The sequence below is a fragment of the Bacillus sp. FG16 genome (genome assembly GCF_057809515.1).
Map to the genome: position 1 here is coordinate 81,188 of NZ_JBMDKC010000001.1, position 22,193 is coordinate 103,380.

Annotated in this window: 22 protein-coding genes, 1 pseudogene and 1 riboswitch; of the genes and pseudogenes, 16 read left to right on the forward strand and 7 right to left on the reverse strand. The window is 36.0% G+C overall.

What is annotated here, in order from left to right:
• Positions 1 to 40 precede the first annotated feature (40 nt).
• Both ACODS7_RS00535 and ACODS7_RS00540 read left to right on the forward strand, forming a co-directional pair.
• On the forward strand, positions 41 to 1,159 hold the full coding sequence (locus ACODS7_RS00535) for a tripeptidase T (RefSeq protein WP_000609803.1): 1,119 nt from the start codon (positions 41 to 43) through the stop codon (positions 1,157 to 1,159).
• Positions 1,160 to 1,507: 348 nt separating this feature from the next.
• On the forward strand, positions 1,508 to 2,746 hold the full coding sequence (locus ACODS7_RS00540; protein ID WP_098138119.1) for a DNA polymerase IV: 1,239 nt from the start codon (positions 1,508 to 1,510) through the stop codon (positions 2,744 to 2,746).
• 41 nt (positions 2,747 to 2,787) lie between these two features.
• On the opposite strand, the gene ACODS7_RS00545 is transcribed toward ACODS7_RS00540, so the two are convergent.
• On the reverse strand, positions 2,788 to 3,489 hold the full coding sequence (locus ACODS7_RS00545; RefSeq protein ID WP_050844500.1) for an MgtC/SapB family protein: 702 nt from the start codon (positions 3,487 to 3,489) through the stop codon (positions 2,788 to 2,790).
• A gap of 73 nt (positions 3,490 to 3,562) precedes the next feature.
• Positions 3,563 to 6,268: a magnesium-translocating P-type ATPase gene (mgtA, locus tag ACODS7_RS00550; protein ID WP_243168077.1), complete on the reverse strand. Its 2,706-nt coding sequence runs from the start codon at positions 6,266 to 6,268 to the stop codon at positions 3,563 to 3,565.
• A gap of 331 nt (positions 6,269 to 6,599) precedes the next feature.
• A riboswitch (M-box (ykoK) riboswitch) is annotated at positions 6,600 to 6,767 on the reverse strand.
• A 350-nt stretch (positions 6,768 to 7,117) separates the two neighbouring features.
• On the opposite strand from mgtA, the pseudogene ACODS7_RS00555 reads away from it, so the two are divergent.
• Positions 7,118 to 7,626, forward strand: a pseudogene (locus ACODS7_RS00555) (hypothetical protein).
• Between the two features lie 35 nt (positions 7,627 to 7,661).
• Here ACODS7_RS00555 and ACODS7_RS00560 read toward each other — a convergent pair.
• A complete protein-coding gene (locus tag ACODS7_RS00560) occupies positions 7,662 to 7,913 on the reverse strand; it encodes a DUF3932 family protein (protein WP_000665709.1) in 252 nt (83 codons plus the stop codon).
• 189 nt (positions 7,914 to 8,102) lie between these two features.
• Here ACODS7_RS00560 and rnz point away from each other — a divergent pair, with 189 nt between their 5' ends.
• The 4 genes from rnz (at position 8,103) to sdaAA (ending at position 11,253) form a co-directional block, all read left to right on the forward strand.
• Entirely contained in the window at positions 8,103 to 9,026 is a 924-nt protein-coding gene (gene rnz, locus ACODS7_RS00565) for a ribonuclease Z (RefSeq protein WP_243168076.1), read from the forward strand.
• 476 nt (positions 9,027 to 9,502) lie between these two features.
• Positions 9,503 to 9,649: a hypothetical protein gene (locus ACODS7_RS00570; RefSeq protein ID WP_042969069.1), complete on the forward strand. Its 147-nt coding sequence runs from the start codon at positions 9,503 to 9,505 to the stop codon at positions 9,647 to 9,649.
• A gap of 47 nt (positions 9,650 to 9,696) precedes the next feature.
• Entirely contained in the window at positions 9,697 to 10,356 is a 660-nt protein-coding gene (gene sdaAB, locus ACODS7_RS00575; RefSeq protein ID WP_000877449.1) for an L-serine ammonia-lyase, iron-sulfur-dependent subunit beta, read from the forward strand.
• An 18-nt stretch (positions 10,357 to 10,374) separates the two neighbouring features.
• The gene (gene sdaAA / locus ACODS7_RS00580) at positions 10,375 to 11,253 is read left to right on the forward strand and encodes an L-serine ammonia-lyase, iron-sulfur-dependent, subunit alpha (protein ID WP_000489461.1); all 879 of its coding nucleotides are present in this window, start codon (positions 10,375 to 10,377) and stop codon (positions 11,251 to 11,253) included.
• A 46-nt stretch (positions 11,254 to 11,299) separates the two neighbouring features.
• Here the strand turns inward: sdaAA and proI are convergent, their stop codons facing one another.
• Positions 11,300 to 12,139 carry a pyrroline-5-carboxylate reductase ProI gene (gene proI, locus ACODS7_RS00585; RefSeq protein WP_029443271.1) on the reverse strand — a complete coding sequence of 280 codons (840 nt, stop codon included), beginning with the start codon at positions 12,137 to 12,139 and terminating at the stop codon, positions 11,300 to 11,302.
• Positions 12,140 to 12,304: 165 nt separating this feature from the next.
• Between proI and ACODS7_RS00590 the strand changes: the two genes are divergently transcribed.
• Both ACODS7_RS00590 and ACODS7_RS00595 read left to right on the forward strand, forming a co-directional pair.
• Complete coding sequence (locus ACODS7_RS00590) at positions 12,305 to 13,258, forward strand: MBL fold metallo-hydrolase (RefSeq protein WP_016080348.1); 954 nt, start codon at positions 12,305 to 12,307, stop codon at positions 13,256 to 13,258.
• 9 nt (positions 13,259 to 13,267) lie between these two features.
• Positions 13,268 to 14,062, forward strand: coding sequence for an SDR family NAD(P)-dependent oxidoreductase (locus ACODS7_RS00595; RefSeq protein ID WP_243168075.1), 795 nt, complete (start codon positions 13,268 to 13,270; stop codon positions 14,060 to 14,062).
• Positions 14,063 to 14,091: 29 nt separating this feature from the next.
• Here the strand turns inward: ACODS7_RS00595 and ACODS7_RS00600 are convergent, their stop codons facing one another.
• Positions 14,092 to 14,280, reverse strand: coding sequence for a YqzH family protein (locus ACODS7_RS00600; RefSeq protein ID WP_001003222.1), 189 nt, complete (start codon positions 14,278 to 14,280; stop codon positions 14,092 to 14,094).
• 224 nt (positions 14,281 to 14,504) lie between these two features.
• On the opposite strand from ACODS7_RS00600, the gene argC reads away from it, so the two are divergent.
• The 7 genes from argC (at position 14,505) to ACODS7_RS00635 (ending at position 20,639) form a co-directional block, all read left to right on the forward strand.
• Positions 14,505 to 15,542: an N-acetyl-gamma-glutamyl-phosphate reductase gene (gene argC, locus ACODS7_RS00605; RefSeq protein WP_243168074.1), complete on the forward strand. Its 1,038-nt coding sequence runs from the start codon at positions 14,505 to 14,507 to the stop codon at positions 15,540 to 15,542.
• A gap of 11 nt (positions 15,543 to 15,553) precedes the next feature.
• On the forward strand, positions 15,554 to 16,777 hold the full coding sequence (argJ, locus tag ACODS7_RS00610) for a bifunctional glutamate N-acetyltransferase/amino-acid acetyltransferase ArgJ (RefSeq protein ID WP_243168073.1): 1,224 nt from the start codon (positions 15,554 to 15,556) through the stop codon (positions 16,775 to 16,777).
• Positions 16,778 to 16,788: 11 nt separating this feature from the next.
• Positions 16,789 to 17,556, forward strand: coding sequence for an acetylglutamate kinase (gene argB / locus ACODS7_RS00615; RefSeq protein WP_050844494.1), 768 nt, complete (start codon positions 16,789 to 16,791; stop codon positions 17,554 to 17,556).
• Positions 17,553 to 18,713, forward strand: a complete 1,161-nt coding sequence (gene argD, locus ACODS7_RS00620) for an acetylornithine transaminase (protein ID WP_243168072.1) — start codon at positions 17,553 to 17,555, stop codon at positions 18,711 to 18,713. Before argB ends, argD begins: the two co-directional genes overlap by 4 nt.
• Positions 18,714 to 18,725: 12 nt before the next feature.
• Entirely contained in the window at positions 18,726 to 19,676 is a 951-nt protein-coding gene (argF, locus tag ACODS7_RS00625) for an ornithine carbamoyltransferase (protein ID WP_243168071.1), read from the forward strand.
• Positions 19,677 to 19,814: 138 nt separating this feature from the next.
• A complete protein-coding gene (locus tag ACODS7_RS00630) occupies positions 19,815 to 20,375 on the forward strand; it encodes a DUF2062 domain-containing protein (RefSeq protein WP_050844491.1) in 561 nt (186 codons plus the stop codon).
• 57 nt (positions 20,376 to 20,432) lie between these two features.
• Positions 20,433 to 20,639 (forward strand): hypothetical protein, encoded by a 207-nt coding sequence (locus ACODS7_RS00635; RefSeq protein ID WP_016080355.1) that lies wholly within the window; start codon positions 20,433 to 20,435, stop codon positions 20,637 to 20,639.
• 24 nt (positions 20,640 to 20,663) lie between these two features.
• Here ACODS7_RS00635 and ACODS7_RS00640 read toward each other — a convergent pair whose 3' ends face one another.
• Together ACODS7_RS00640 and ACODS7_RS00645 are read right to left on the reverse strand one after the other, a co-directional pair.
• Positions 20,664 to 21,110 carry a MarR family winged helix-turn-helix transcriptional regulator gene (locus ACODS7_RS00640; RefSeq protein WP_000445819.1) on the reverse strand — a complete coding sequence of 149 codons (447 nt, stop codon included), beginning with the start codon at positions 21,108 to 21,110 and terminating at the stop codon, positions 20,664 to 20,666.
• 72 nt (positions 21,111 to 21,182) lie between these two features.
• Complete coding sequence (locus tag ACODS7_RS00645; RefSeq protein WP_243168070.1) at positions 21,183 to 21,962, reverse strand: GDSL-type esterase/lipase family protein; 780 nt, start codon at positions 21,960 to 21,962, stop codon at positions 21,183 to 21,185.
• Positions 21,963 to 22,193: the final 231 nt, after the last annotated feature.

The following is a 22,193-nucleotide window of genomic DNA, read 5'->3' on the forward strand; positions in this document are numbered from 1 at the left end:
AGTGTTACATACATAATGGTAGTGCAGGAGGCGCAGTCTTATGATTAATCAAGAACGTTTAGTAAATGAATTTATGGAATTAGTACAAGTAGATTCTGAAACGAAATTTGAAGCAGAAATCTGCAAAGTATTAACGAAGAAATTTACAGATTTAGGTGTAGAAGTATTTGAAGATGACACAATGGCTGTAACTGGTCATGGTGCAGGTAACTTAATTTGTACTTTACCAGCAACAAAAGATGGTGTTGATACAATTTACTTTACTTCTCATATGGATACAGTAGTTCCTGGTAATGGAATTAAGCCTTCTATTAAAGATGGATATATCGTATCAGATGGTACAACAATTTTAGGTGCGGATGATAAAGCTGGATTAGCATCAATGTTCGAAGCAATCCGTGTTTTAAAAGAGAAAAATATCCCTCACGGTAAAATTGAATTTATTATTACAGTCGGAGAAGAATCAGGTCTTGTTGGTGCAAAAGCTTTAGATCGTGAGCGTATTACAGCGAAGTATGGCTACGCATTAGATAGCGATGGAAAAGTTGGTGAAATCGTTGTTGCAGCTCCAACACAAGCGAAAGTGAACGCAATTATTCGCGGGAAAACAGCTCACGCTGGTGTAGCACCGGAGAAAGGTGTATCTGCAATTACTATTGCAGCGAAAGCAATTGCGAAGATGCCACTTGGTCGCATTGACTCTGAAACGACTGCAAACATTGGACGTTTTGAAGGTGGTACACAAACGAATATCGTTTGCGATCATGTACAAATCTTTGCAGAAGCTCGTTCTTTAATCAATGAGAAAATGGAAGCACAAGTTGCGAAAATGAAAGAAGCATTTGAAACAACTGCAAAAGAAATGGGTGGTCATGCAGACGTTGAAGTAAACGTTATGTACCCAGGATTTAAATTTGCAGATGGCGATCACGTTGTAGAAGTTGCGAAACGTGCAGCTGAAAAAATTGGTCGTACACCTTCTCTTCACCAAAGTGGTGGCGGAAGTGATGCAAACGTAATTGCAGGACACGGTATCCCAACAGTTAACTTGGCAGTTGGTTATGAAGAAATTCATACAACAAACGAGAAGATTCCTGTTGAAGAGTTAGCAAAAACAGCAGAATTAGTTGTTGCAATTATTGAAGAAGTAGCGAAGTAATAGAATAGAAAAAGCGTGTAAATCAATTGTGATTTACACGCTTTTTATTTTGATTCGATTATTTTTATAAGGCGTATAAGCCAATACAAGAAAAATCATGGCAGTATATAATATTAGACGAGAGAAAAATCCAAACGTATTCATGTTGAAAATTGGAAGGAGTAAATAATTAATTATGATGATTAATATAACTACAAGGAACATATAGTTAATTTCATCATAATCAGCCTCTTTCACATGTGTATCCTCTTTATATGGATTATAAAAAAGAACAAGTAATTATTATAACTATTGTGCAAAATTTGATATAATGAAAGAACGAATGTTCTGATTAGGGGGGTGAGTACTATGCGAGAAATGTATCCGAAAAATGGTCGTGTAATTTTGCATGTAGATATGAATTGCTTTTTCGCATCTGTTGAAATTGCTCATGATCCATCATTACAAGGAAAGCCATTAGCGGTTGCTGGAAATGAAAAAGAGAGAAAAGGAATTATTATAACATGTAGTTATGAGGCGAGAGAATACGGAATACGTACGACGATGCCCCTTTGGGAAGCGAAAAGGTTATGCCCGCAATTAGTTGTAAGGCGTCCTAATTTCACATTATATCGCGAAGCTTCATTTCAAATGTTTCAAGTCCTTTCTCGTTTTACAGAAAAGATACAACCAGTCTCAATAGATGAAGGATATTTAGATATTACAGATTGCTACGCACTTGGTTCGCCTCTTGAAATAGCAAAGATGATTCAACAGGCACTATTAACAGAGTTGCAGCTACCGTGTAGTATCGGAATTGCTCCAAATCTATTTCTAGCAAAGACCGCTTCAGATATGAAAAAACCACTTGGTATTACCGTGCTTCGAAAACGCGATATTCCAGAACTGATTTGGCCACGTCCAGTTAGAGCAATGCATGGAATTGGTGAGAAAACAGCTGAAAAATTAAATGATATTCATATACAGACAATTGAACAGTTGGCAAAGGGAGACGAGCATATCATTCGCGCTAAAATTGGCAAGCACGGTGTTGATTTGCAAAGGCGTGCAAAAGGTATGGATGATAGGGAAGTGGATCCGAGTCAAATGGGACAGCATAAAAGCGTCGGTAACTCGATGACTTTTTCAAAGGATATGGATGAAGAGAAAGAATTACTTGATATGTTAGAACGTTTATCAAAGTCAGTGAGTAAAAGGTTACAAAAGCGAACCCTTGTCAGCTATAATATTCAAATTATGATTAAATACCATGATAGGCGAACAGTAACACGGAGTAAGCAATTGAAAAATGCGATTTGGGAAGAACGCGATATTTTTCAAGCAGCATCCCGTTTATGGAAGCAACATTGGGATGGTGATTCCGTGCGTTTACTAGGTGTTACAGCTACTGAAATAGAGTGGAAGACAGAATCGGTGAAACAATTAGATTTGTTTTCATTTGAAGAGGATGCAAAAAAAGAACCGCTACTTGCTGTCATTGATCAAATTAATGATAAGTATGGAACCCCGCTTTTACAACGAGGTAGTCAACTACTACGCAAGCAAGAGAAGTCGTTTCAACAAAAGTTAGAAAATAAGTTTATGTAGAAGGTGTCATGAAGTAGTAAATATCATGACACCTTTCCTATTTAACTCGCTTCTAAATCTAAAGAAGTCTTCCATCCAGCTCCAGTAACGCCAGATTCTAATAGCATTCTACTTACTATTTTTTCAATTAAGATAGCTGCATTTGTCTTGCAATGTAATGTAGCCTGTATACAAACTTTTTGATTAGAATCTACATCTTCACTATACAACTCTTTTAAACTGAGCCCTTCTGTACTTACCATATGCATAAGTAAAAAACGAATATGTGCTTCATTTTCTTCTGAACAAGTAAGGGAAAGTAAGTAGTTCGTTTGTTCAGGTGATTCTTCTTTTGATTTTTTATTCATAAAAAGAGCAATTGGGCGAAGAAGTATATTTGCTAGTAACACGCCGGCTGCACCTAATATAGCTGCAACGAGGAAACCGGCGCCTGTAAGAGTACCGACAGCAGCTGCACACCATAAAGTAGCTGCCGTATTTAGCCCTCTAATACTAAAACCATCGCGGATAATAACGCCACCCCCTAAAAAACCAATACCACTAACAACTTGAGCAGCAATGCGGGATGGGCTAGCATCATGATCAAGCATGACGGATAATAAAACAAATATACAGGCACCAAGTGATACGAGAGCATTTGTCCTCAGCCCGGCCATTCGGTGTCTCCATTGCCTTTCCATTCCGATGCAAGCACCTACAATAATTGCGATAACTAATCTGAATACAATGTCGTACCATACCATCATGGTCACCTCCATATATAAGTATCTGTTATGTTTTTTAGAATGAGCGGGGGATACCCACTCATTCTTATTTTTACAACCAGCTATGAAACTTTTTAATATAAAGCTTTTTCAGGAATTGTGTTAAGACAGCGTAGCCTAATAGTATTCCTACTAACCAAGGGAAGTAGCTAAGTGGCAATGCTTGTAAACCAACGGCTGCACCAAGTGGTGAGAATGGAATATAAATCCCGATTGCCATAATAAGAGCAGTTAATAAAACGACTGGTGTTGATGCAGCGCTTTGAATAAATGGAATCTTCTGTGTTCTTATCATGTGAACAATTAAAGTTTGTGTTAACAATCCAACGACAAACCAACCGGACTGGAATAATGATTGTTCGCTCGGTGTATTTGCGCCAAATACATTCCACATGACTACGTATGTGATAATATCAAATATAGAACTAATTGGGCCGATACAAATAATGAAGTTTCGTAAGTTTGCAGTATCCCATTTTCGTGGCTTTTCTAGAAACTCTTTATCCATTTTGTCCCATGGAATAGAAAGTTGTGAAATATCATAAAGTAAGTTTTGAATTAAAAGATGAATGGCAAGCATCGGTAAAAAGGGAATGAAAGCACTTGCTACTAACACGCTAAACACATTACCGAAGTTAGAGCTAGCTGTCATCTTAATATATTTTAAAATATTTCCGAATGTAGTACGCCCTTCTAAAATCCCGGCTTCTAATATAGTTAAACTTTTTTCGAGTAGAATAATATCGGAAGCTTCTTTTGCAATATCAGTAGCAGTATCAACGGATATTCCGACATCAGCTTCACGTAATGCTACAGCATCGTTAATGCCATCTCCCATATAACCTACAGTGTGTCCATTTCCTTGTAGTGCGCGTATAATGCGAGATTTTTGCATTGGATTTAGCTTCGCAAATACAGTCGTTTCTTCAGCAAGTTTTGCTAATGCTTTATCTGGTAAAGAATCAATCTCGTAACCGAGGATGGGTTCGCCGATATTTAATCCAACTTCTTTACAAACCTTTCTTGTAACAATTTCGTTATCGCCAGTTAAAATTTTCACTTGTACACCATGCTTTTGTAATGCTTGAATTGCAGCTGCTGCAGATGGTTTCGGTGGATCTAAAAAGCCGATATATCCAGCGAGAATCATATCAGTTTCGTCTTTTACTGCGTACTCTTTATCATTTATTTTTCTATCTTTTTTATAAGCCACAGCAATAACCCGCATACCTTCACTATTCAATGTCTCGCTTAGTTTTTTGACATTTGAGCGTGTCTCCTCAGTGAGTGTAACTATTTTTTTATCCACTTCAGTGTAGTTACAAATTGATAAAATTTCTTCTACGGCACCTTTACAAACCATTGTATGTTCACCTGAACTATCCTTTACGATGACTGACATACGCCGGCGGGCGAAATCGAATGGAATTTCATCTAGCTTTTGAAAAGCTGATGGATCAAATGTATTGTTTTCCTCTGTATGCTTAATAACAGCTTTATCTATTAAGTTTTTCAATCCAGTTTGATAGAAACTATTTAAATAGGCAAATTGCAAGACGCGATTACATTCATTTCCACTAGGATCTAAGTGACGAACAAGGACAACTTTATCTTCTGTTAAAGTTCCGGTTTTATCTGTACAAAGAATGTTCATAGCACCTAAGTTTTGAATAGAATTTAGTTGTTTTACAATTACTTTTTGTTTAGACATGTTAACGGCACCTTTAGCTAAATTAGCAGTTACAATCATTGGTAACATTTCTGGTGTAAGACCAACAGCAACTGCAATAGCGAAGAAGAAAGCTTCTTGCCAATCTCCTTTTGTGAATCCATTAATGAGAAGGACAATAGGCGCCATAATAAGCATGAATGTAATTAAGAGCCAGCTTACTTTGTTTACACCTTTATCAAAGCTTGTTTCTACACGCTTTCCGATTACCTTATTTGCTAAAGAGCCGAAATACGTATCAGTACTTGTTGAGATGACAACAGCTTTTGCGCTACCACTTACAATATTTGTTCCCATGAAACAAAGGTTTTCCATATCGAGTGGATTGTAATTTTTTTTCATGTTTTTCGGTAAGATATGCTTATTTTCTGTATGGTAGCAGTGTTCGTATTTTTCTACAGGAAGTGCTTCCCCTGTTAAGGAAGATTGATTAACAAATAAATCTTTAGCGGATACAATACGCGCATCAGCGGGAACGATATCACCTGCTGAAAGGGAAATAATATCGCCAGGTACAAGTTCCTCAATTGGAATTTCTGTTGTGTAATTTCGATTTAAATTCGTTACATTTTTTATTTCATGTACAAATCCATTTATTCTAAATACACTCGCAGTTGTTCGAACCATAGCTTTTAACTTATCGGCAGCTTTTTGAGAACGAAATTCTTGGGAAAACCGAATCGTTGCACTAAGTAGTACCATTGCAGATACGACAATTGTTCCTTGTATGTCATCTGTGAAAAAGGAGAGTGCTCCAAGAGCTAATAAAACGAAAATAAATGGATTTTTAAATGCCGAAAGAAATTGAATGTACCACGGCGCCATTTTATTATGAGCTATTTCGTTCGGACCGTATAAAGAAAGTCTACGAGACGCTTCTTGTTTAGATAATCCATCTTGTGTTGTTTCTAGAAGTTTTAACGCAGAGATTACATCTTGTGTTGCAACCTCCACTAATAATTCGTTATTTGTTTGCATGCTATTTTGCTCATAAGCATGCTTTGTTTCTTGTCTTTGTAAATTAAACATTGGTAGTTCCTCCTCTGTCATGAAGGAGGAAACAATCTGTTACCTAACTATTTGAAATGGTGAGGAACAGTTTCTTTCCTACCTACATGATGAAATATGAATGTAAAACGTATGGGTATCTGGGCCGAATCATCAATTGCCAACTGTTCCTCACCTCCGTACAATTTAGTAGTTTCTGAATATGCTATGTTTGTTTCATAGTAAGGTGCATAGATACGTAAAAAGACCTTTACTCAAAACGAGTAAAGGTCTGAATTCGCAGTTAAAAGAGTCCACAACAAAGACTGCTAGTAGACATAAATAAAAACAGTTTTTGTGTGTGACAAAATATATGCACCTCTCCCTCGTTGAGTTTTAGCACTGTATAGCATAGGTACTGAAACCAGCTACGTTAAGAAAGGCCTTCATTCCGACCTTTCCTGTTGACCCATTGGCGTCTCTCGACATTTTTGGGCAGCAGCGTTTCTCTATACAGGAGCCTCACCTAACAGAGACCATATTCAATTACATGTTGAATGTTAGCACTGTAAAATCGTAGTGTCAATATCTTTTTTATCTGTGTTTTTAAAATATTAAATGGATTTATAATAGATATATGGGATGAAATGCATGATATTAATTATAAATAATGTGGAAAATAAATATTTTTATAAGAGGGGAATTTGTAATGGTACCACAAAATTTTATTATAAATATTGAGAATCAAAAGTGGTTGTTTAATGAGCAGGAAGATTTATGTTCTCATGGAGAAATATATCCCGCATTAACGGGCAGTAAGACTCCCACCTCAAAATTCGGCTAGAGCAAAGGAGTTAGGTGGGAGAGATCAAACTGCCCGTAAAAGCCCGATTGGTTCAACTAATAATCAGTGGGGACGGTGCCCCCCACTGATTAAAGTTTCCCTTTATTTAAATGTGGCTGGAACGATTATTACGTAGACAGGTATGGATGAGGAATGGGGAATAAGTGAATCAGCTTTAGCTCTGTTACGAACTTTAGATAAAGAATATATTTGTGATATTGAAAATGAAGAGGGGCTTATTTTGCACGGATGTGGCACTATGCTCATGTTAGGATGCCCAATTTCAATTCATTGGACTATAAACCATATAGGTGAAAATGTGGTTTTAAAGGATTTTGTCAAAGTTATTTCTACTGATCAAGAGGCTATATACTATGAAGGGCTTCATATAGAAGTAAATGAAAATGAATATAGAAAACAAATTGTTTCTTTTGCGCTACAAGCAAAAGAATTATTCAATAAATCAAGTGAAAAGGTAATTTTAGATGAGTTTGATCAAAGTATGTATACAGACTTTTGGACGGAATATAATCATTTGCTAAATAAGTATAAATAAAAAAAGCACTGTAACCAGTGCTTTTTTATTATAGATTACGAGATTGTAGGGTTTTCAAAAATAACAATCTCTGAACTGTTTGTAGTTGAAACGCGTTGGGCGTAATATGTTAAAGCTGAAGAAATATATGCTGGTAACGTATCATTTGTATGTGATGTTGTATATTCATGGATTAATTCCTTTAAAGTTGTCCATTCTAATTGTGCTGGGTGATCAGACACGAAAGAACTTACCCAGCGATCAAATGAAGATGAAAAATCAGTTTGTAAACGAAATACTTCTTTCATAATAAAACGCTCCCTTAAAATGTAGTATAATCATTTTAACACAAAACACGAACGATTGCTAAATTTTTTAAGTATAATGTTCGTGTTATATAGTTGTCTAGATGATTGGTTATGTAAATTCAATTTGCCATTTGAAATAACATTCCGTAAGATGAGAGATAGAGTATATTTAGAGCTGGAGGAAAGAAAGTGGAATTTGTATTTTTAGGAACTGGTGCAGGTGTTCCTTCAAAAGGAAGGAACGTTTCAGCAATTGCTTTACAATTGTTAGAAGAACGAGGACAAACTTGGTTATTTGATTGTGGCGAGGCCACGCAACATCAAATATTACATACATCTGTACGTCCGCGCCGCATTGAAAAAATATTTATTACGCATTTACATGGCGATCATATTTTTGGATTGCCTGGTTTATTAGGTAGCCGTTCATTTCAAGGAGGAACTACGCCTTTAACGGTGTATGGACCGAAAGGAATTAAACAATTTATTGAAGTGGCATTATCGGTAAGTACGACACATGTGAAATATCCACTTGAAGTTGTGGAGATAACAGAAGAAGGTACCGTATTTGAAGATAATGAATTTTATGTAGAAACGAAAAGATTGTCACACGGTATAGAATGTTTTGGATATCGTATTGTAGAGAAAGATATACAAGGTGCTCTTTTAGTTGATAAGTTGCTTGAGATGGGTGTGAAACCAGGTCCAATCTTTAAACGTTTAAAGGATGGAGAAGTAGTTGAATTAGAGGGTGGCACGATATTAAATGGAAATGAGTTTATCGGCCCACCTCAAAAAGGAAGAATTATTACTATCTTAGGTGATACGCGATATTGCGAAGCGAGTAGGGAGCTTGCGCAAGATGCAGATGTACTTGTCCATGAAGCGACTTTCGCAGCAGAAGATGAGCAACAAGCGCATGATTATTTTCATTCCACATCTAAGCAAGCTGCGAGCATTGCACTTCAGGCAAATGCGAAGCGATTAATCTTAACTCACATTAGTTCTCGCTATCAAGGAGATACATATAAGGAATTATTGAAAGAGGCAAGAGAGTTGTTTTCTAATACAGAAATAGCGACAGATTTGAAATCATTCCCAGTAGAAAAATAATAATTTTGTAAAAAATGGTAACGATAGGTTACCATTTTTTTATGTCTAAAAAAATTTAAAAATAAAACTGTTATTATTTTATATTTATACTTGGATGATACAGAAAATTAGAATGGTTTGAATATATACGATAAAAATACGAAATAATGATTATTTAGAAAAACTGTTATATAAGTCAGATGACATACAAGTGATACAAATAGCAGGAATGGACTTTTATTCAGAACTTTTAAAATTCAACAAAAGTAAGCGTTTTATAAAAAACAAGCTATAATGAGGGCAGATTATAATTTATGATAAGTCACATGCTTTTTAGTTATTATCGTAACAAGTGAAGTTGACTAAACCATGAGAGAGTAACATGAGAATTATAATAGGAAAGATATCGCTTGTTTATGCTATCCTTGCAATGGCTTCTGTGTTAAACTTTGGATTGCTACCAGACTTTATTGTGGATTATCTTATATCATTTTTTAATGAAAATAATGCTAAGATTCTTATGTATTATTATAACTGGTATTATTTCAGGTTATATTGGATTACTTTTATTTGAAAATTATCCAATTCATACAGCAGAACAAATTCGTGGTACAACTGGAAAAGCGACAGATGTAGCAGGTTAATAGAATAGTAGAATAAATTTTTGCATAGAGGTTTAGGGGGAGTTATGATGAAGTATCGCTCAGTATTTGATATTATCGGTCCAGTTATGATTGGACCATCAAGTTCACATACAGCAGGCGCGGCAAGAATGGGGCAAGTTGCTCGCCAGCTGTTTCGTCATGAACCAGAAAGAGTAAGCATTTCGTTATATGGATCATTTGCAAAGACGTATCGAGGGCATGGTACGGATGTAGCACTAATCGGTGGAATATTAGGATTTGAAACAGATGACTTACGTATTCCAGAGGCGCTAGAAATAGCAAAAGAGCGCGGAATTGAAGTGGAATTCATTGAAGAAGATGCCAATGCACCTCACCCAAATACAGCGAAAATTCGTTTGTATAAAGGTGAAGAAGAAATTGAAGTGGTTGCTTGCTCAATTGGTGGCGGTAAAATTGAAGTTGTAGAATTAAACGGATTCGATCTTCAATTATCAGGCACAAGTCCAGCACTACTTATTGTAAATAACGATCGCTTTGGTGCTATTGCAGCAGTAGCTTCAATCCTTGCTACAAACGAGATTAACATTAGTACAATGAGTGTTTCTCGTAAAGAAAAAGGAAGAAGAGCGCTTATGGTTATTGAAACAGATGAATTATTAGCAGATGAAGTAATTGAAGAAATAAAAGCGCAACAAAATATTTGTCAAGTAACTATTATGGATTAATTGCAGGGGGGACACACCATGTTTCGGAACGCAGCGGAACTAGTGGCGCAAGCTAAAGAACAAAATGTAAAAATCGCAGAAATTATGATTCAATGTGAAATGGAAACAAGAAGTATTTCACGTGAAGAAGTAATTGCTGGTATGGAAAAGAACTTAGTCGTGATGGAACAAGCAGTAGAACGTGGTATTCGCGGCGTGAAATCACCAACTGGTTTAACTGGTGGAGATGCTGTAAAAGTTCAAGCGTATATGAAGAGTGGAAAAGGCTTATCTGGAGATACGATTTTGGATGCAGTAAGCAAAGCTGTTGCAACAAATGAAGTAAACGCAGCGATGGGAATTATTTGTGCAACACCAACAGCAGGGTCTGCTGGAACAGTGCCAGGTGTACTATTTGCGCTAAGAGAAAAATTGCAGCCTACACGTGAAGAAATGATTGAATTCTTATTTACAGCAGGAGCTTTCGGTATGGTTGTTGCGAATAACGCTTGTATTTCTGGTGCGGCAGGAGGATGCCAAGCTGAAGTTGGTTCAGCAAGTGGAATGGCGGCTGCAGCTGCAGTTGAGATGGCTGGTGGAACACAAGATCAAGCAGCTACAGCGATGGCAATTTCATTAAAGAACATGCTTGGTTTAGTGTGTGATCCTGTTGCAGGACTTGTAGAAGTACCTTGTGTAAAACGTAATGCAGCAGGAGCTGCAAATGCGATGATTTCAGCAGATTTAGCATTAGCTGGTGTAACGAGTACAATTCCATGTGATGAAGTAATTGAGGCAATGTTTAGAATCGGACAAACGATGCCAGTAGCACTTCGTGAAACAGCGGAAGGTGGACTTGCAGCAACGCCGACTGGTCGTCGCCTGCAAGAAGAGATTTTTGGGAAGAACAATAACTAAGTGTAATTATAGAAAAAGGAGCTCAAATAAACTTGAGCTCCTTTTTCTATTTTTCTTTTGTTAGTTGTTCTAATGTTTTTCCAAGATTATGTGATCGTTCCGTTGCCTGTGTAATACAAGAAATAAGTGCTTGTTGAAATTTATGTTCTTGTAATACTTCAATACCTGCTTCGGTAGTTCCGCCAGGAGAAGTAATTTCCTTTCGCAAAATAGAAGGGTGTTTGTCACTTGCTTTTAGCATTTCAGCAGCACCAATCATCGTTTGAAGAATAAGTGATTTTGCAATATCTTCTTTTAAACCAATTTTTTTTGCAGCTTCTTCCATAGCTTCCACTACGTAATAAATATAAGCAGGTCCACTTCCGGATAATGCAGTGACAGCATGCATATCTTCTTCCTCTACAACAGAGACGAGACCAATTGTTTCAAATAAAGATGTTGCAGTGCGAATATGTTCCGCTGTTGCATGTTTCGAAGGGGAGATAGCGGTAGCTGATTTTAAAATGGTTGCGGATGTATTTGGCATTGCACGAATAATTGGAACGTCTTTTTGAAGTAGTTTTCTAATTGAGTGAGTAGAAACACCTGCTAGTAATGAAATAATAAGCACGTTATTATTTATGTATTCTTTAAAAGGGGTAAGCGCCTCTGCAACATCCTTTGGTTTCATTGCTAGAAAAAGAATATTTGCATCAGTAAGTAATTCTTTTTTATTATGAGTACCTTTGACACCGTATTTTTTATGTAGCTCTTGTAATCTTGTCTCGTTAGAACGATTACTTACAGTAATTTGTTCACCTTTAACAACATTTGCATGTAACAAGCCACCAATAATAGCTTCAGCAATAGAGCCTGCACCGAGAAAGGAAATGTTTTGAATAGACATGATGTTCCTCCTTTAATTTTGGTTAGAAATTCTTATAAATGTACATACATTCGTTTTTTTATAGGAAACACCTCTTTTTATCTGAAAATAATGACAAATATATATAGAAGTTGTAAACTGAAGAAGTATTCATTTTTGAACCGGAAAGAGACAGGGGGGCTAAGCATGACGGCGATTCACCGAATGGAGATTCCTGTACCATTTGCAGTAGAAACTGTGAATGTGTTTTTAGTTGAGGGGGAGACATTAACATTAATTGATACAGGGACGAATACAGAAGAGGCAAGAAATGCGTTAGAAAGTCAATTAGGTGCATTAGGACATACGATAGAAGATATTGAAACAGTAGTCATTACGCATCATCATGCAGATCATTGTGGACTTTTAAATATATTTTCTGAGAAGACGAATATTATTGGACATCCTTGGAATGAGCCTTGGATCACACAAAATCCAGAGTTTTTAAAGCGGTATCATGAATTTTTTAGAGAGACGGCCTTACAGTTTGGTGTGCCAGTAGCATTTTTGAAAGACGAGTCGTTATTGACGACGAGGACACTTAAATATTCTTGTAATAGATCGTTAACGCATACTGTGAGAGAAGGAGATCGTATTAATTCTTTGCCTGGATTTACAGTGCTTGAAACACCAGGTCATGCTTCTACTCATATTTCTTTATATAGAGAATCTGATGGAATATTAATTGGTGGAGATGCTCTCATTAGTCATATTTCTTCGAATCCAATACTAGAACCACCATATGAAGGGCAAACAGAACGGGCACGCCCATTACTACAATATAATCAAACATTACAGCGTTTAAGCGAAATGAATATTTCACGCATTTTATCAGGGCATGGGGAAGATGTTCTAAATGTGAAACAACTTATTGAAACGAGATTACAAAAGCAAGAAACACGTGCTTTTAAAGTGCTTGAGTTATTAAAGGAAAAACCAATGACAGCATTTGAAGTATGTGTAAAATTATTTCCAGTATTATATAAAGAACAATTACCACTTACTATTTCAGAAACGGTTGGACAATTGGACTATTTAGCATATAATCAACAAGTGATGATTGATGAGTCATCGCAACAATTGATTTATTATGCAAAGTAGGTGACAGCAATGACAGGACGTTTACAAAATAAAGTAATCGTCATTACAGGTGCTTCTAGTGGGATTGGTGAGCAAGTTGCAATGCAAGTTGCAGCACAGGGAGCGACTCCAGTATTAATGGCTCGAACAGAAGAGAAACTACAAGCGTTAGTAGACAAAATTAAAGAAACTTATAATACGCCTTGCTATTATTATGTATTAGATGTAAGTGAAGAGATGGAAGTACAGTCTGTTTTTTCAAAGGTATTACAAGAAGTGGGACGTATTGATATATTAGTAAACAATGCGGGATTTGGTATTTTTAAAACGTTTGAAGATGCGTCAATGGGTGAAGTAAAAGATATGTTCCAAGTAAATGTATTTGGATTAGTAGCATGTACGAAAGAGGTACTACCTTATATGGTAAACAAGAATGAAGGACATATTATTAATATTGCTTCACTTGCTGGAAAAATTGCAACTCCGAAATCGAGTGCTTATGCAGCAACGAAACATGCCGTATTAGGATTTACGAATAGTTTACGCATGGAATTAGCCAATACAGATATTTATGTTACAGCAATTAATCCAGGTCCGATAGATACAAACTTTTTTGAAATAGCGGATCAATCTGGTACATATGTAAAGAATATGGGACGTTACATGTTAAAACCAACATACGTAGCAGAACAAATCGTAAAGTCGATGCACACGAAAAAACGTGAAGTAAACTTACCGAAGTGGATGGGAATTGGCCCGAAACTTTATGCTTTATTCCCAGGTTTATTTGAACGTGTAGCAGGTAAATCATTAAGTAAAAAATAGGAGATTTCCATATGGAAATCTCCTATTTTTTATTGTTTTCCAGTTACATAATCATAAACAATATCCTCAATTTCCTCGTATAAATCAATTTCAATATTTGAATGAGTCACCGTTTGAATATGTTTCACTAGCATTTCCTGATCTTCTTTTGATATTGGACTGCATTGATATTGTTGAAAACTTTTTATAATCATTTTCTCAATTAATTTTTCGTTCATATTTTTCCCCGCCTGTATGTACGTATGTATTGTTTTATTGTACTTGAAGTGAAATAAAAAAACTACTATGCACTATTTTTGTATAAAAATTCGGTTGAGTATATTATTTTTCTAATAAAATTAAGTTTTTTTAGATTTAAAAATTTATAAATATTTAATTGACTCTATAAATATACAATATTATAATCATACTTAATTTAAAGAATCGATATGAGGAGGAACTTATGAAAGTCGCAATTATTGGAGCCACTGGATATGGGGGCATTGAGTTAATTCGTTTATTAGCACAACATCCATATTTTTCGATAGCATCTCTCCATTCTTTTTCACAAGTTGGTGAGTGTATAACAAATGTATATCCGCATCTTCGAAATGTCCTTTTTCATACGTTACAAGAAATTGATGTGGAGACGATAGGAAAAGAAGCAGAATTCGTATTTCTAGCAACCCCAGCAGGAGCATCGGCGGAGTTAACTCCCAAGTTATTAGCAGAAGGTTTAAAAGTAATTGACCTATCTGGAGACTTTCGTATGATAGATCCTTCGTCATATGAACTGTGGTATAAAAGGCCAGCAGCGAAAGAAGAAATTCTTAGAAAAGCAGTGTATGGGTTAAGTGAATGGAAAAGGACTGGGATTCAAAAGGCAAATTTAATTGCAAACCCAGGATGTTTTGCTACAGCCACATTGCTAGCGATAGCGCCGTTAGTACGTAGCGGCATGATTGAAGAAGATTCGATTATTATTGATGCGAAATCAGGGGTATCAGGAGCAGGTAAAACACCAACAACAATGACTCATTTTCCTGAGCTATATGATAACTTGCACATTTATAAAGTGAATGAGCATCAGCACGTTCCAGAGATTGAGCAAATGCTTACAGAATGGAATAGTGAATCACAGCCAATTACATTTAGCACACATTTAATACCGATATCACGAGGAATCATGATTACACTTTATGCAAAAGTAAAACAAAAGATGGAAATAAAGCAACTTCAAAAATTGTATGAAGAAACGTATGAACAATCGCCTTTCATCCGAATTTGTACGCAAGGGAAATTTCCAAGTCCAAAAGAAGTGAGAGGCTCAAATTATTGTGATATTGGCATAGCTTACGATGAAAGAGCTGAAAGAGTTACGGTCGTTTCTGTTATAGACAATATGATGAAAGGCGCGGCTGGGCAAGCGATTCAAAATGCAAACATAATAGCGGGACTAGAAGAGACAACAGGTTTACAACATATGCCGCTTTATCTATAAGGGGGGACATGATGATTAAAGTAGCGTCTATTACAAAATTAGAAAATGGTTCAATTGTAACGCCGAAAGGCTTTTCGGCAATTGGTACTGCAAATGGTTTAAAAAAGGAGAAAAAGGATTTAGGTGCCATCGTTTGTGATGTACCAGCATCATGTGCCGCTGTGTATACAACGAATCAAATACAAGCAGCTCCTTTGCAAGTAACGAAGGATAGTATAACGGCAGAAGGGAAATTACAAGCTATTATCGTCAATAGTGGAAATGCAAATGCTTGTACTGGAATGAAAGGATTACAAGACGCATACGAGATGCGCGCATTAGGGGCGGAACATTTTGGGATGAAAGAAAATTACGTTGCAGTAGCTTCAACAGGTGTAATTGGTGTTCCACTGCCGATGGATATAATCCGAAAGGGAGTTGCAACTCTTATACCAACGAAGGAAGAAAGTGAAGCATATTGTTTTTCTGAAGCAATTTTAACGACGGATCTTATAACGAAAGAAACTTGCTATGAAATGATTATTGATGGGAAGAAAGTGGCGATTGCGGGTGTTGCAAAAGGTTCAGGGATGATTCATCCGAATATGGCAACGATGCTTAGTTTTATTACGACAAATGCTCATATAGAGCATGACGTATTGCAAACAGTGTTATCCCAAATTACGAATCATACATTTAATCAAATTACGGTAGATGGAGATACTTCTACGAATGATATGGTCATCGTTATGGCAAGTGGATTATCAGAAACAAGACCGATAAATATGGAACATACAGATTGGGAAACTTTCGTATGTGCTTTACAGAAGGTATGTGAAGATTTAGCGAAAAAAATTGCGCAAGATGGTGAAGGAGCTAAGAAGTTAATAGAAGTAAATGTGCTAGGAGCTCAAACGAATGAAGAGGCAAAAAAAATTGCAAAGCAAATAGTCGGTTCGAGTCTTGTGAAAACAGCAATACATGGTGAAGACCCAAACTGGGGGCGAATTATTAGCAGTATTGGACAAAGTGAAGTAGCTATTAATCCGAACACAATTGACATTACTCTTCAATCTATATCGGTATTAAAAAATAGTGAGCCTCAAATATTTTCTGAAGAAGAAATGAAAGAGAGATTACAAGAAGATGAAATAGTCATTAATGTGTACTTACACTTAGGTGAAGAGACAGGATCAGCTTGGGGCTGTGACTTAAGCTATGAATATGTGAAAATAAATGCTTGTTATCGTACATAAGGAGAGAGAAGATGAGCGATTATATTGTAGTGAAATGCGGCGGTAGTATGTTGAATCAATTAAATGCTGTGTTTTTTGATTGTATAAAGAAATTGCAACAGAAGTATAAAGTAGTGATTGTTCATGGTGGTGGGCCAGAAATTGATGCCAAATTAAAAGATTGTAACATCAACGTAGAAAAAAGAGATGGATTACGCGTAACACCAAAAGAAGTTATGGATGTTGTTCAAATGGTGCTATGCGGAAGTACGAATAAAAAACTCGTAATGAATTTACAAAAGCATAATTTACTTGCTGTAGGTTGTTCGGGGTGTGACGGTAATTTACTTCAAGTTCAACCTGTCAGCGAGGAGATAGGATATGTGGGAGAAGTAAGTTATGTAGAAACAGCCTTATTAAAAGGATTAATAAATATGGGGTATATTCCTGTTATTGCTCCAATCGGGGTAAATGGTAATGAAATTTATAACATAAATGCGGACAATGCTGCAGCTGGGATTGCGGCCGCGTTAGGGGCAAAAGAGCTTATTTTTATTACGGATGTAGATGGAATATTACATGAAGGGAATTTGGTAAAGGAAACGGATGAATCTGAAATTGCAACTTTTATAGAAACAGGTGTTATTACAGGTGGGATGATTCCGAAAGTACAGGCGGCACTAGCATCATTAAAAATGGGAGTGCAAAAGATAAGTATTGTGAATGGTACAAAAGATTTTACTGAGGTTACGGGAGAGTTTATTGGAACGACGGTAACGAAAGGTGTGAGTATTGCATGACGAGTCATCTTTTTCAAACGTATGGCAGAAGAACTATTGAGTTTGTAAAGGGAACTGGAACGAAAGTTATTGATAATAAAGGTAAGCAATATTTAGATTTTACAGCAGGAATTGGCGTATGTAATTTAGGACATTGTCACTCTACTGTTCTCAAAGGTGTACAAGAGCAACTTGATGATATATGGCATATATCTAACCTGTTTACAAACAGCTTACAAGAAGAAGTTGCGTCATTATTAACAGAAAATAGAGCATTAGATTATGTGTTTTTCTGTAATAGTGGGGCAGAGGCAAATGAAGCAGCTTTAAAGTTAGCACGTAAGCATACTGGAAAATCTCTCGTCGTAACATGCCAGCAGTCTTTTCACGGTAGAACATTGGGAACGATGAGTGCAACGGGCCAAGATAAGGTGAAAGAAGGATTTGGTCCATTACTTCCATCTTTTTTACATATCCCTTTTAACGATATTAAAGCATTAGAGGAAGTAATGAATGAAGAAGTTGCGGCGGTAATGGTAGAAGTTGTTCAAGGAGAGGGAGGAGTAATACCTGCTGATCTATCTTTTTTGAAAGAGATTGAAACATTATGTAATAAGTTCGGTTCCTTATTTATTATAGACGAAGTACAAACGGGGATAGGAAGAACTGGAACACTATTCGCTTATGAACAAGTGGGAATAGAGCCTGATATCGTTACCGTTGCAAAGGCACTTGGGAATGGGATTCCTGTCGGAGCGATGATTGGCGGGAAAGAGCTCGGAACGTCGTTTACTGCAGGATCACACGGTTCAACTTTTGGCGGGAATTACATCGCGATGGCTGCAGCGAAAGAAGTATTGCAAGTGAGTAAAAAACCATCGTTTTTAAAAGAAGTACAAGAAAAAGGCGAGTACGTATTAGAGAAGTTGCAAGAGGAATTACAGCATGTCGAATGTATTCAAAATATACGTGGTAAGGGGCTTATGATTGGGATTGAGTGTAAGCATGAAGTTGCAAGTTTTATAGAACAACTAGAAAACGAAGGACTTCTCGTATTACAAGCAGGCCCTAATGTTATAAGACTATTACCGCCACTCATTGTCACGAATGAAGAGTTAGAACAGGCAGTATATATAATAAAAAAAGTAGTTTGTACAAAAAACGTATCAATCATATAAGGGGGAAGTTTCATGTCAACTGTACAAGTACCGAAATTAAATACGAAAGATCTTTTAACACTAGAAGAATTAACGAAAGAAAAAATTATTTCTTTAATTGAGTTCGCTATATATTTAAAAAAGAATAAGCAAGAGCCTTTATTACAAGGCAAAATATTAGGGCTTATTTTTGATAAGCATTCAACTCGTACTCGTGTATCTTTTGAAGCGGGAATGGTACAACTCGGGGGACATGGTATGTTTTTAAGTGGGAAAGAGATGCAAATGGGAAGAGGAGAAACCGTTTCAGATACTGCGAAAGTATTATCGCAGTATATTGACGGGATCATGATACGTACATTCTCACACGCGGATGTAGAAGAGCTTGCAAAAGAATCGAGTATTCCTGTTATTAACGGTTTAACGGATGATCATCATCCTTGTCAAGCATTGGCAGACCTCATGACGATATATGAAGAAATAAATACATTTAAAGGAATAAAATTGGCTTACGTAGGTGACGGAAATAATGTATGTCATTCATTGTTGCTAGCGAGTGCAAAAGTCGGAATGCATATGACTGTTGCAACGCCTGTAGGATATGAACCGAATGAAGAGATTGTAAAAAAAGCGTTAGCGATTGCCAAGGAAACAGGAGCTGAAATTGAAGTTTTGCATGATCCTGAATTAGCGGTGAATGAAGCAGATTTCATTTATACTGACGTTTGGATGAGCATGGGGCAAGAGGGAGAAGAAGCGAAATATTCTTTATTTCAACCTTACCAAATTAATAAAGAACTTGTTAAGCATGCGAAGCAAACATATCGTTTCTTACACTGTTTACCTGCCCATCGTGAAGAAGAAGTAACAGGAGAAATTATAGATGGACCACAGTCTATCGTCTTTGAGCAAGCTGGTAATCGATTGCATGCTCAAAAAGCATTATTAGTGAGTTTATTTAGAAATGTAGAAGAGCCTTCCTAAAAGGGAGGTTTTTTTATATTAAAATGTCGGATGTATATTTGGTTAACCATTTCGATATCATTTATAATAAAAGAGAAAACTAAATTTGTTTTTCAGAGTGTGTAAGGACATACTACATATAAAAATATAGTTAAAGAGATGATGAGGGTGAAAACAACTAAGAAAACATATTCGTTTTTTCAGCGGATATGGAGAATATTAAAGTTTCAATATTATAAGTTGCTTCGATCGCCAGAAGGCGCAAAGAAAGTATCGTTAGGGTTTGCTATAGGATTCGGCTTAGAAATGTTAGTCATTTATACGGCATCGCTCGTATATGTAATATTTTATCCAATCGTCAGGTTAGCAAAGGGATCTTTTCCTGCGGCAGTTATTGGCAATATTATTGGGAAAATATCGTTTCTCCCAGTATTTTTATTTCCGCTTGCGTATGCGCTAGGAAAAATGATTTATCCATTTCATGTACAGAAAATTCATCATGAACCATTTACGATAGCGGACTTGTTTTCAAGTCACATTTTTACGATATTAAAGAGCTTATTACAAAGTGAAGTGTATGTATTAATTGGAATGACGATTTTAGGAGTTGTGTTTGGTCTCATTTCATATTTCGTTGTGCATTATTTATACGAAAAGAACCGTAAGTTACGCTTGAAGAAAAGGAAGAAACGAGTGAGAGAACCACTTGTACAATTATAAACAATGTCACATTCATTTTCTCCTTTGAATATGTTTAAGAAAAAGGAGGAGAGGATAATGTATTATTATTACGTACCTCAAGTATATCCATATGTAAATTATTATCCGGTTTATGATACGAGTAGACAATACGAATTATATCGGCAACAACAATTACAGCAAATACCACAATTACCACAACAACAGCCTACACAGGAAAAAAAACCATATTTAACAACATGGCCATATTCCAATGTGTACTATGGTAATTATTACGAATCATAAAGCTGCTTCTATTTAGAAGCAGCTTTATACGTTTGTTTTCAAAATTAAATTTTGAATGGTTTGAAGAGAATGAATGAGCTTTTCGCGCTCTTCCTCAGATAATGTTTGGAAATTTTCTTTTAGTTTGTCTAAAATGAATTGCTGATACTGATTTACTAATAATTTCCCTTCAGCTGTTAGAGAAATTAAAATGACCCGTCGATCTTTTTCGCTATAATGACGCTCTATTAGTTCTTCTTGAATAAGTTTGTTTAATAGAGGTGTCATGTTAGGCCGTGAAATCGCTAGCCGCTTGCCGATTTCGGAAACTGCTAATGTGCCGTTTTCATGCAAAAGCAGTAATACTTGTGTATGTGATGGCGGCATATGTCTTTGAGAAGAAAATTCTCCAGGAAGCATAAATTTGCGATAAAAAAGAGGCACTAGCGAAAGAAGATGATCAACAATACGTTCCCACTCGCGTGATTCCATATAAAGGCCCCCTTCCACTATCATTGTAACAAAAAAGACATGTTATAAAAATAGAATTGTTTCATGGGAATTTTAATATTTGTAGGCCAACACTTTTTTTGTAAATGAATCGGCAATAATCGTATAGCCTTTATCATTTGGGTGTACTTGGTCAAAGAGCAATTCTTTTTTATCATTCGATATTAATTTACGAATTGGCAAAACGATAGATGGTTGATTCACTTTTGCAATGAAATAAACGGATTCATTCCAGCCGTCTAAAAACATATCTGCATAACTTGCGATGGAGTCATCGAGTTGTAACGGGTTATAGAGTTCAGAAAGAATGAGTAAAGCATCCGGATTTTGATCTCGGACTGTCTTTACAATATTTTTTACATCCGCTTCAAAATGAGCTTTTTCTTTATTTAACATTTTTATACCATCTATAACACCAACATCACGATTTAAACGAAATAAATTATTTCCTCCAATATTAATTGTAATTATATTTGCTGCTCTAATTTTTTCCTTTACATCTTCTGATTGAACTTTTTTAGCGAGACGATCTGTTGTAAGACCGTTTACCCCAAGGTTTTCTACTGTAATTGGTTTATGAATTTGTGCTTCTATTTGCTTAGAAGCTAATTCAGCAAATCCACCTTGTGTCGATCCATATCCTTTAGCGAGTGAATCACCTAATACAAGATGATAAAAAGATTCGTTTGTTTGCTTATCAATCCAATTTGGGGCAGATGTTTTTTCTGTTTTTTCTTCAGATTCATTTTGTTTTGTCTCGTCGTTCTTTTCAAAATAAGAATAAGAAATGATCAGAAGGAGGAGACAAACAATTGTTAAGATGACTTTTTTCATAAATTCATCCTCCTTGTAATTGGTAATTGTATCATATTCAGCAGTATTAGCAATGTAAGGGCATATTATATGTTTATGAAAAGTTTATAATAACTTTACAGAAAATTTGTTGAAGTTTGTCAAAAAATATTGACGATAGGAAAGAACTTTATATATGATAATGTCAGATAAGGTGAAATTTTAATTAGTGGGAGCTTTATTTCCTATTAATTGTTAGTCTTCATCAATCGA

Excerpts from the sequence above, each read along its gene's own strand:
- ACODS7_RS00535 (WP_000609803.1), top strand. The coding sequence starts at position 41 with ATGATTAATCAAGAACGTTTAGTAAATGAATTTATGGAATTAGTACAA.
- ACODS7_RS00540 (WP_098138119.1), top strand. The coding sequence starts at position 1,508 with ATGCGAGAAATGTATCCGAAAAATGGTCGTGTAATTTTGCATGTAGAT.
- ACODS7_RS00545 (WP_050844500.1), bottom strand. The coding sequence starts at position 3,489 with ATGGTATGGTACGACATTGTATTCAGATTAGTTATCGCAATTATTGTA.
- mgtA (WP_243168077.1), bottom strand. The coding sequence starts at position 6,268 with ATGTTTAATTTACAAAGACAAGAAACAAAGCATGCTTATGAGCAAAAT.
- ACODS7_RS00560 (WP_000665709.1), bottom strand. The coding sequence starts at position 7,913 with ATGAAAGAAGTATTTCGTTTACAAACTGATTTTTCATCTTCATTTGAT.
- ACODS7_RS00570 (WP_042969069.1), top strand. The coding sequence starts at position 9,503 with ATGAAAATAATGCTAAGATTCTTATGTATTATTATAACTGGTATTATT.
- sdaAB (WP_000877449.1), top strand. The coding sequence starts at position 9,697 with ATGAAGTATCGCTCAGTATTTGATATTATCGGTCCAGTTATGATTGGA.
- sdaAA (WP_000489461.1), top strand. The coding sequence starts at position 10,375 with ATGTTTCGGAACGCAGCGGAACTAGTGGCGCAAGCTAAAGAACAAAAT.
- proI (WP_029443271.1), bottom strand. The coding sequence starts at position 12,139 with ATGTCTATTCAAAACATTTCCTTTCTCGGTGCAGGCTCTATTGCTGAA.
- ACODS7_RS00590 (WP_016080348.1), top strand. The coding sequence starts at position 12,305 with ATGACGGCGATTCACCGAATGGAGATTCCTGTACCATTTGCAGTAGAA.
- ACODS7_RS00595 (WP_243168075.1), top strand. The coding sequence starts at position 13,268 with ATGACAGGACGTTTACAAAATAAAGTAATCGTCATTACAGGTGCTTCT.
- ACODS7_RS00600 (WP_001003222.1), bottom strand. The coding sequence starts at position 14,280 with ATGAACGAAAAATTAATTGAGAAAATGATTATAAAAAGTTTTCAACAA.
- argC (WP_243168074.1), top strand. The coding sequence starts at position 14,505 with ATGAAAGTCGCAATTATTGGAGCCACTGGATATGGGGGCATTGAGTTA.
- argJ (WP_243168073.1), top strand. The coding sequence starts at position 15,554 with ATGATTAAAGTAGCGTCTATTACAAAATTAGAAAATGGTTCAATTGTA.
- argB (WP_050844494.1), top strand. The coding sequence starts at position 16,789 with ATGAGCGATTATATTGTAGTGAAATGCGGCGGTAGTATGTTGAATCAA.
- argD (WP_243168072.1), top strand. The coding sequence starts at position 17,553 with ATGACGAGTCATCTTTTTCAAACGTATGGCAGAAGAACTATTGAGTTT.
- argF (WP_243168071.1), top strand. The coding sequence starts at position 18,726 with ATGTCAACTGTACAAGTACCGAAATTAAATACGAAAGATCTTTTAACA.
- ACODS7_RS00630 (WP_050844491.1), top strand. The coding sequence starts at position 19,815 with ATGATGAGGGTGAAAACAACTAAGAAAACATATTCGTTTTTTCAGCGG.
- ACODS7_RS00635 (WP_016080355.1), top strand. The coding sequence starts at position 20,433 with ATGTATTATTATTACGTACCTCAAGTATATCCATATGTAAATTATTAT.
- ACODS7_RS00640 (WP_000445819.1), bottom strand. The coding sequence starts at position 21,110 with ATGGAATCACGCGAGTGGGAACGTATTGTTGATCATCTTCTTTCGCTA.
- ACODS7_RS00645 (WP_243168070.1), bottom strand. The coding sequence starts at position 21,962 with ATGAAAAAAGTCATCTTAACAATTGTTTGTCTCCTCCTTCTGATCATT.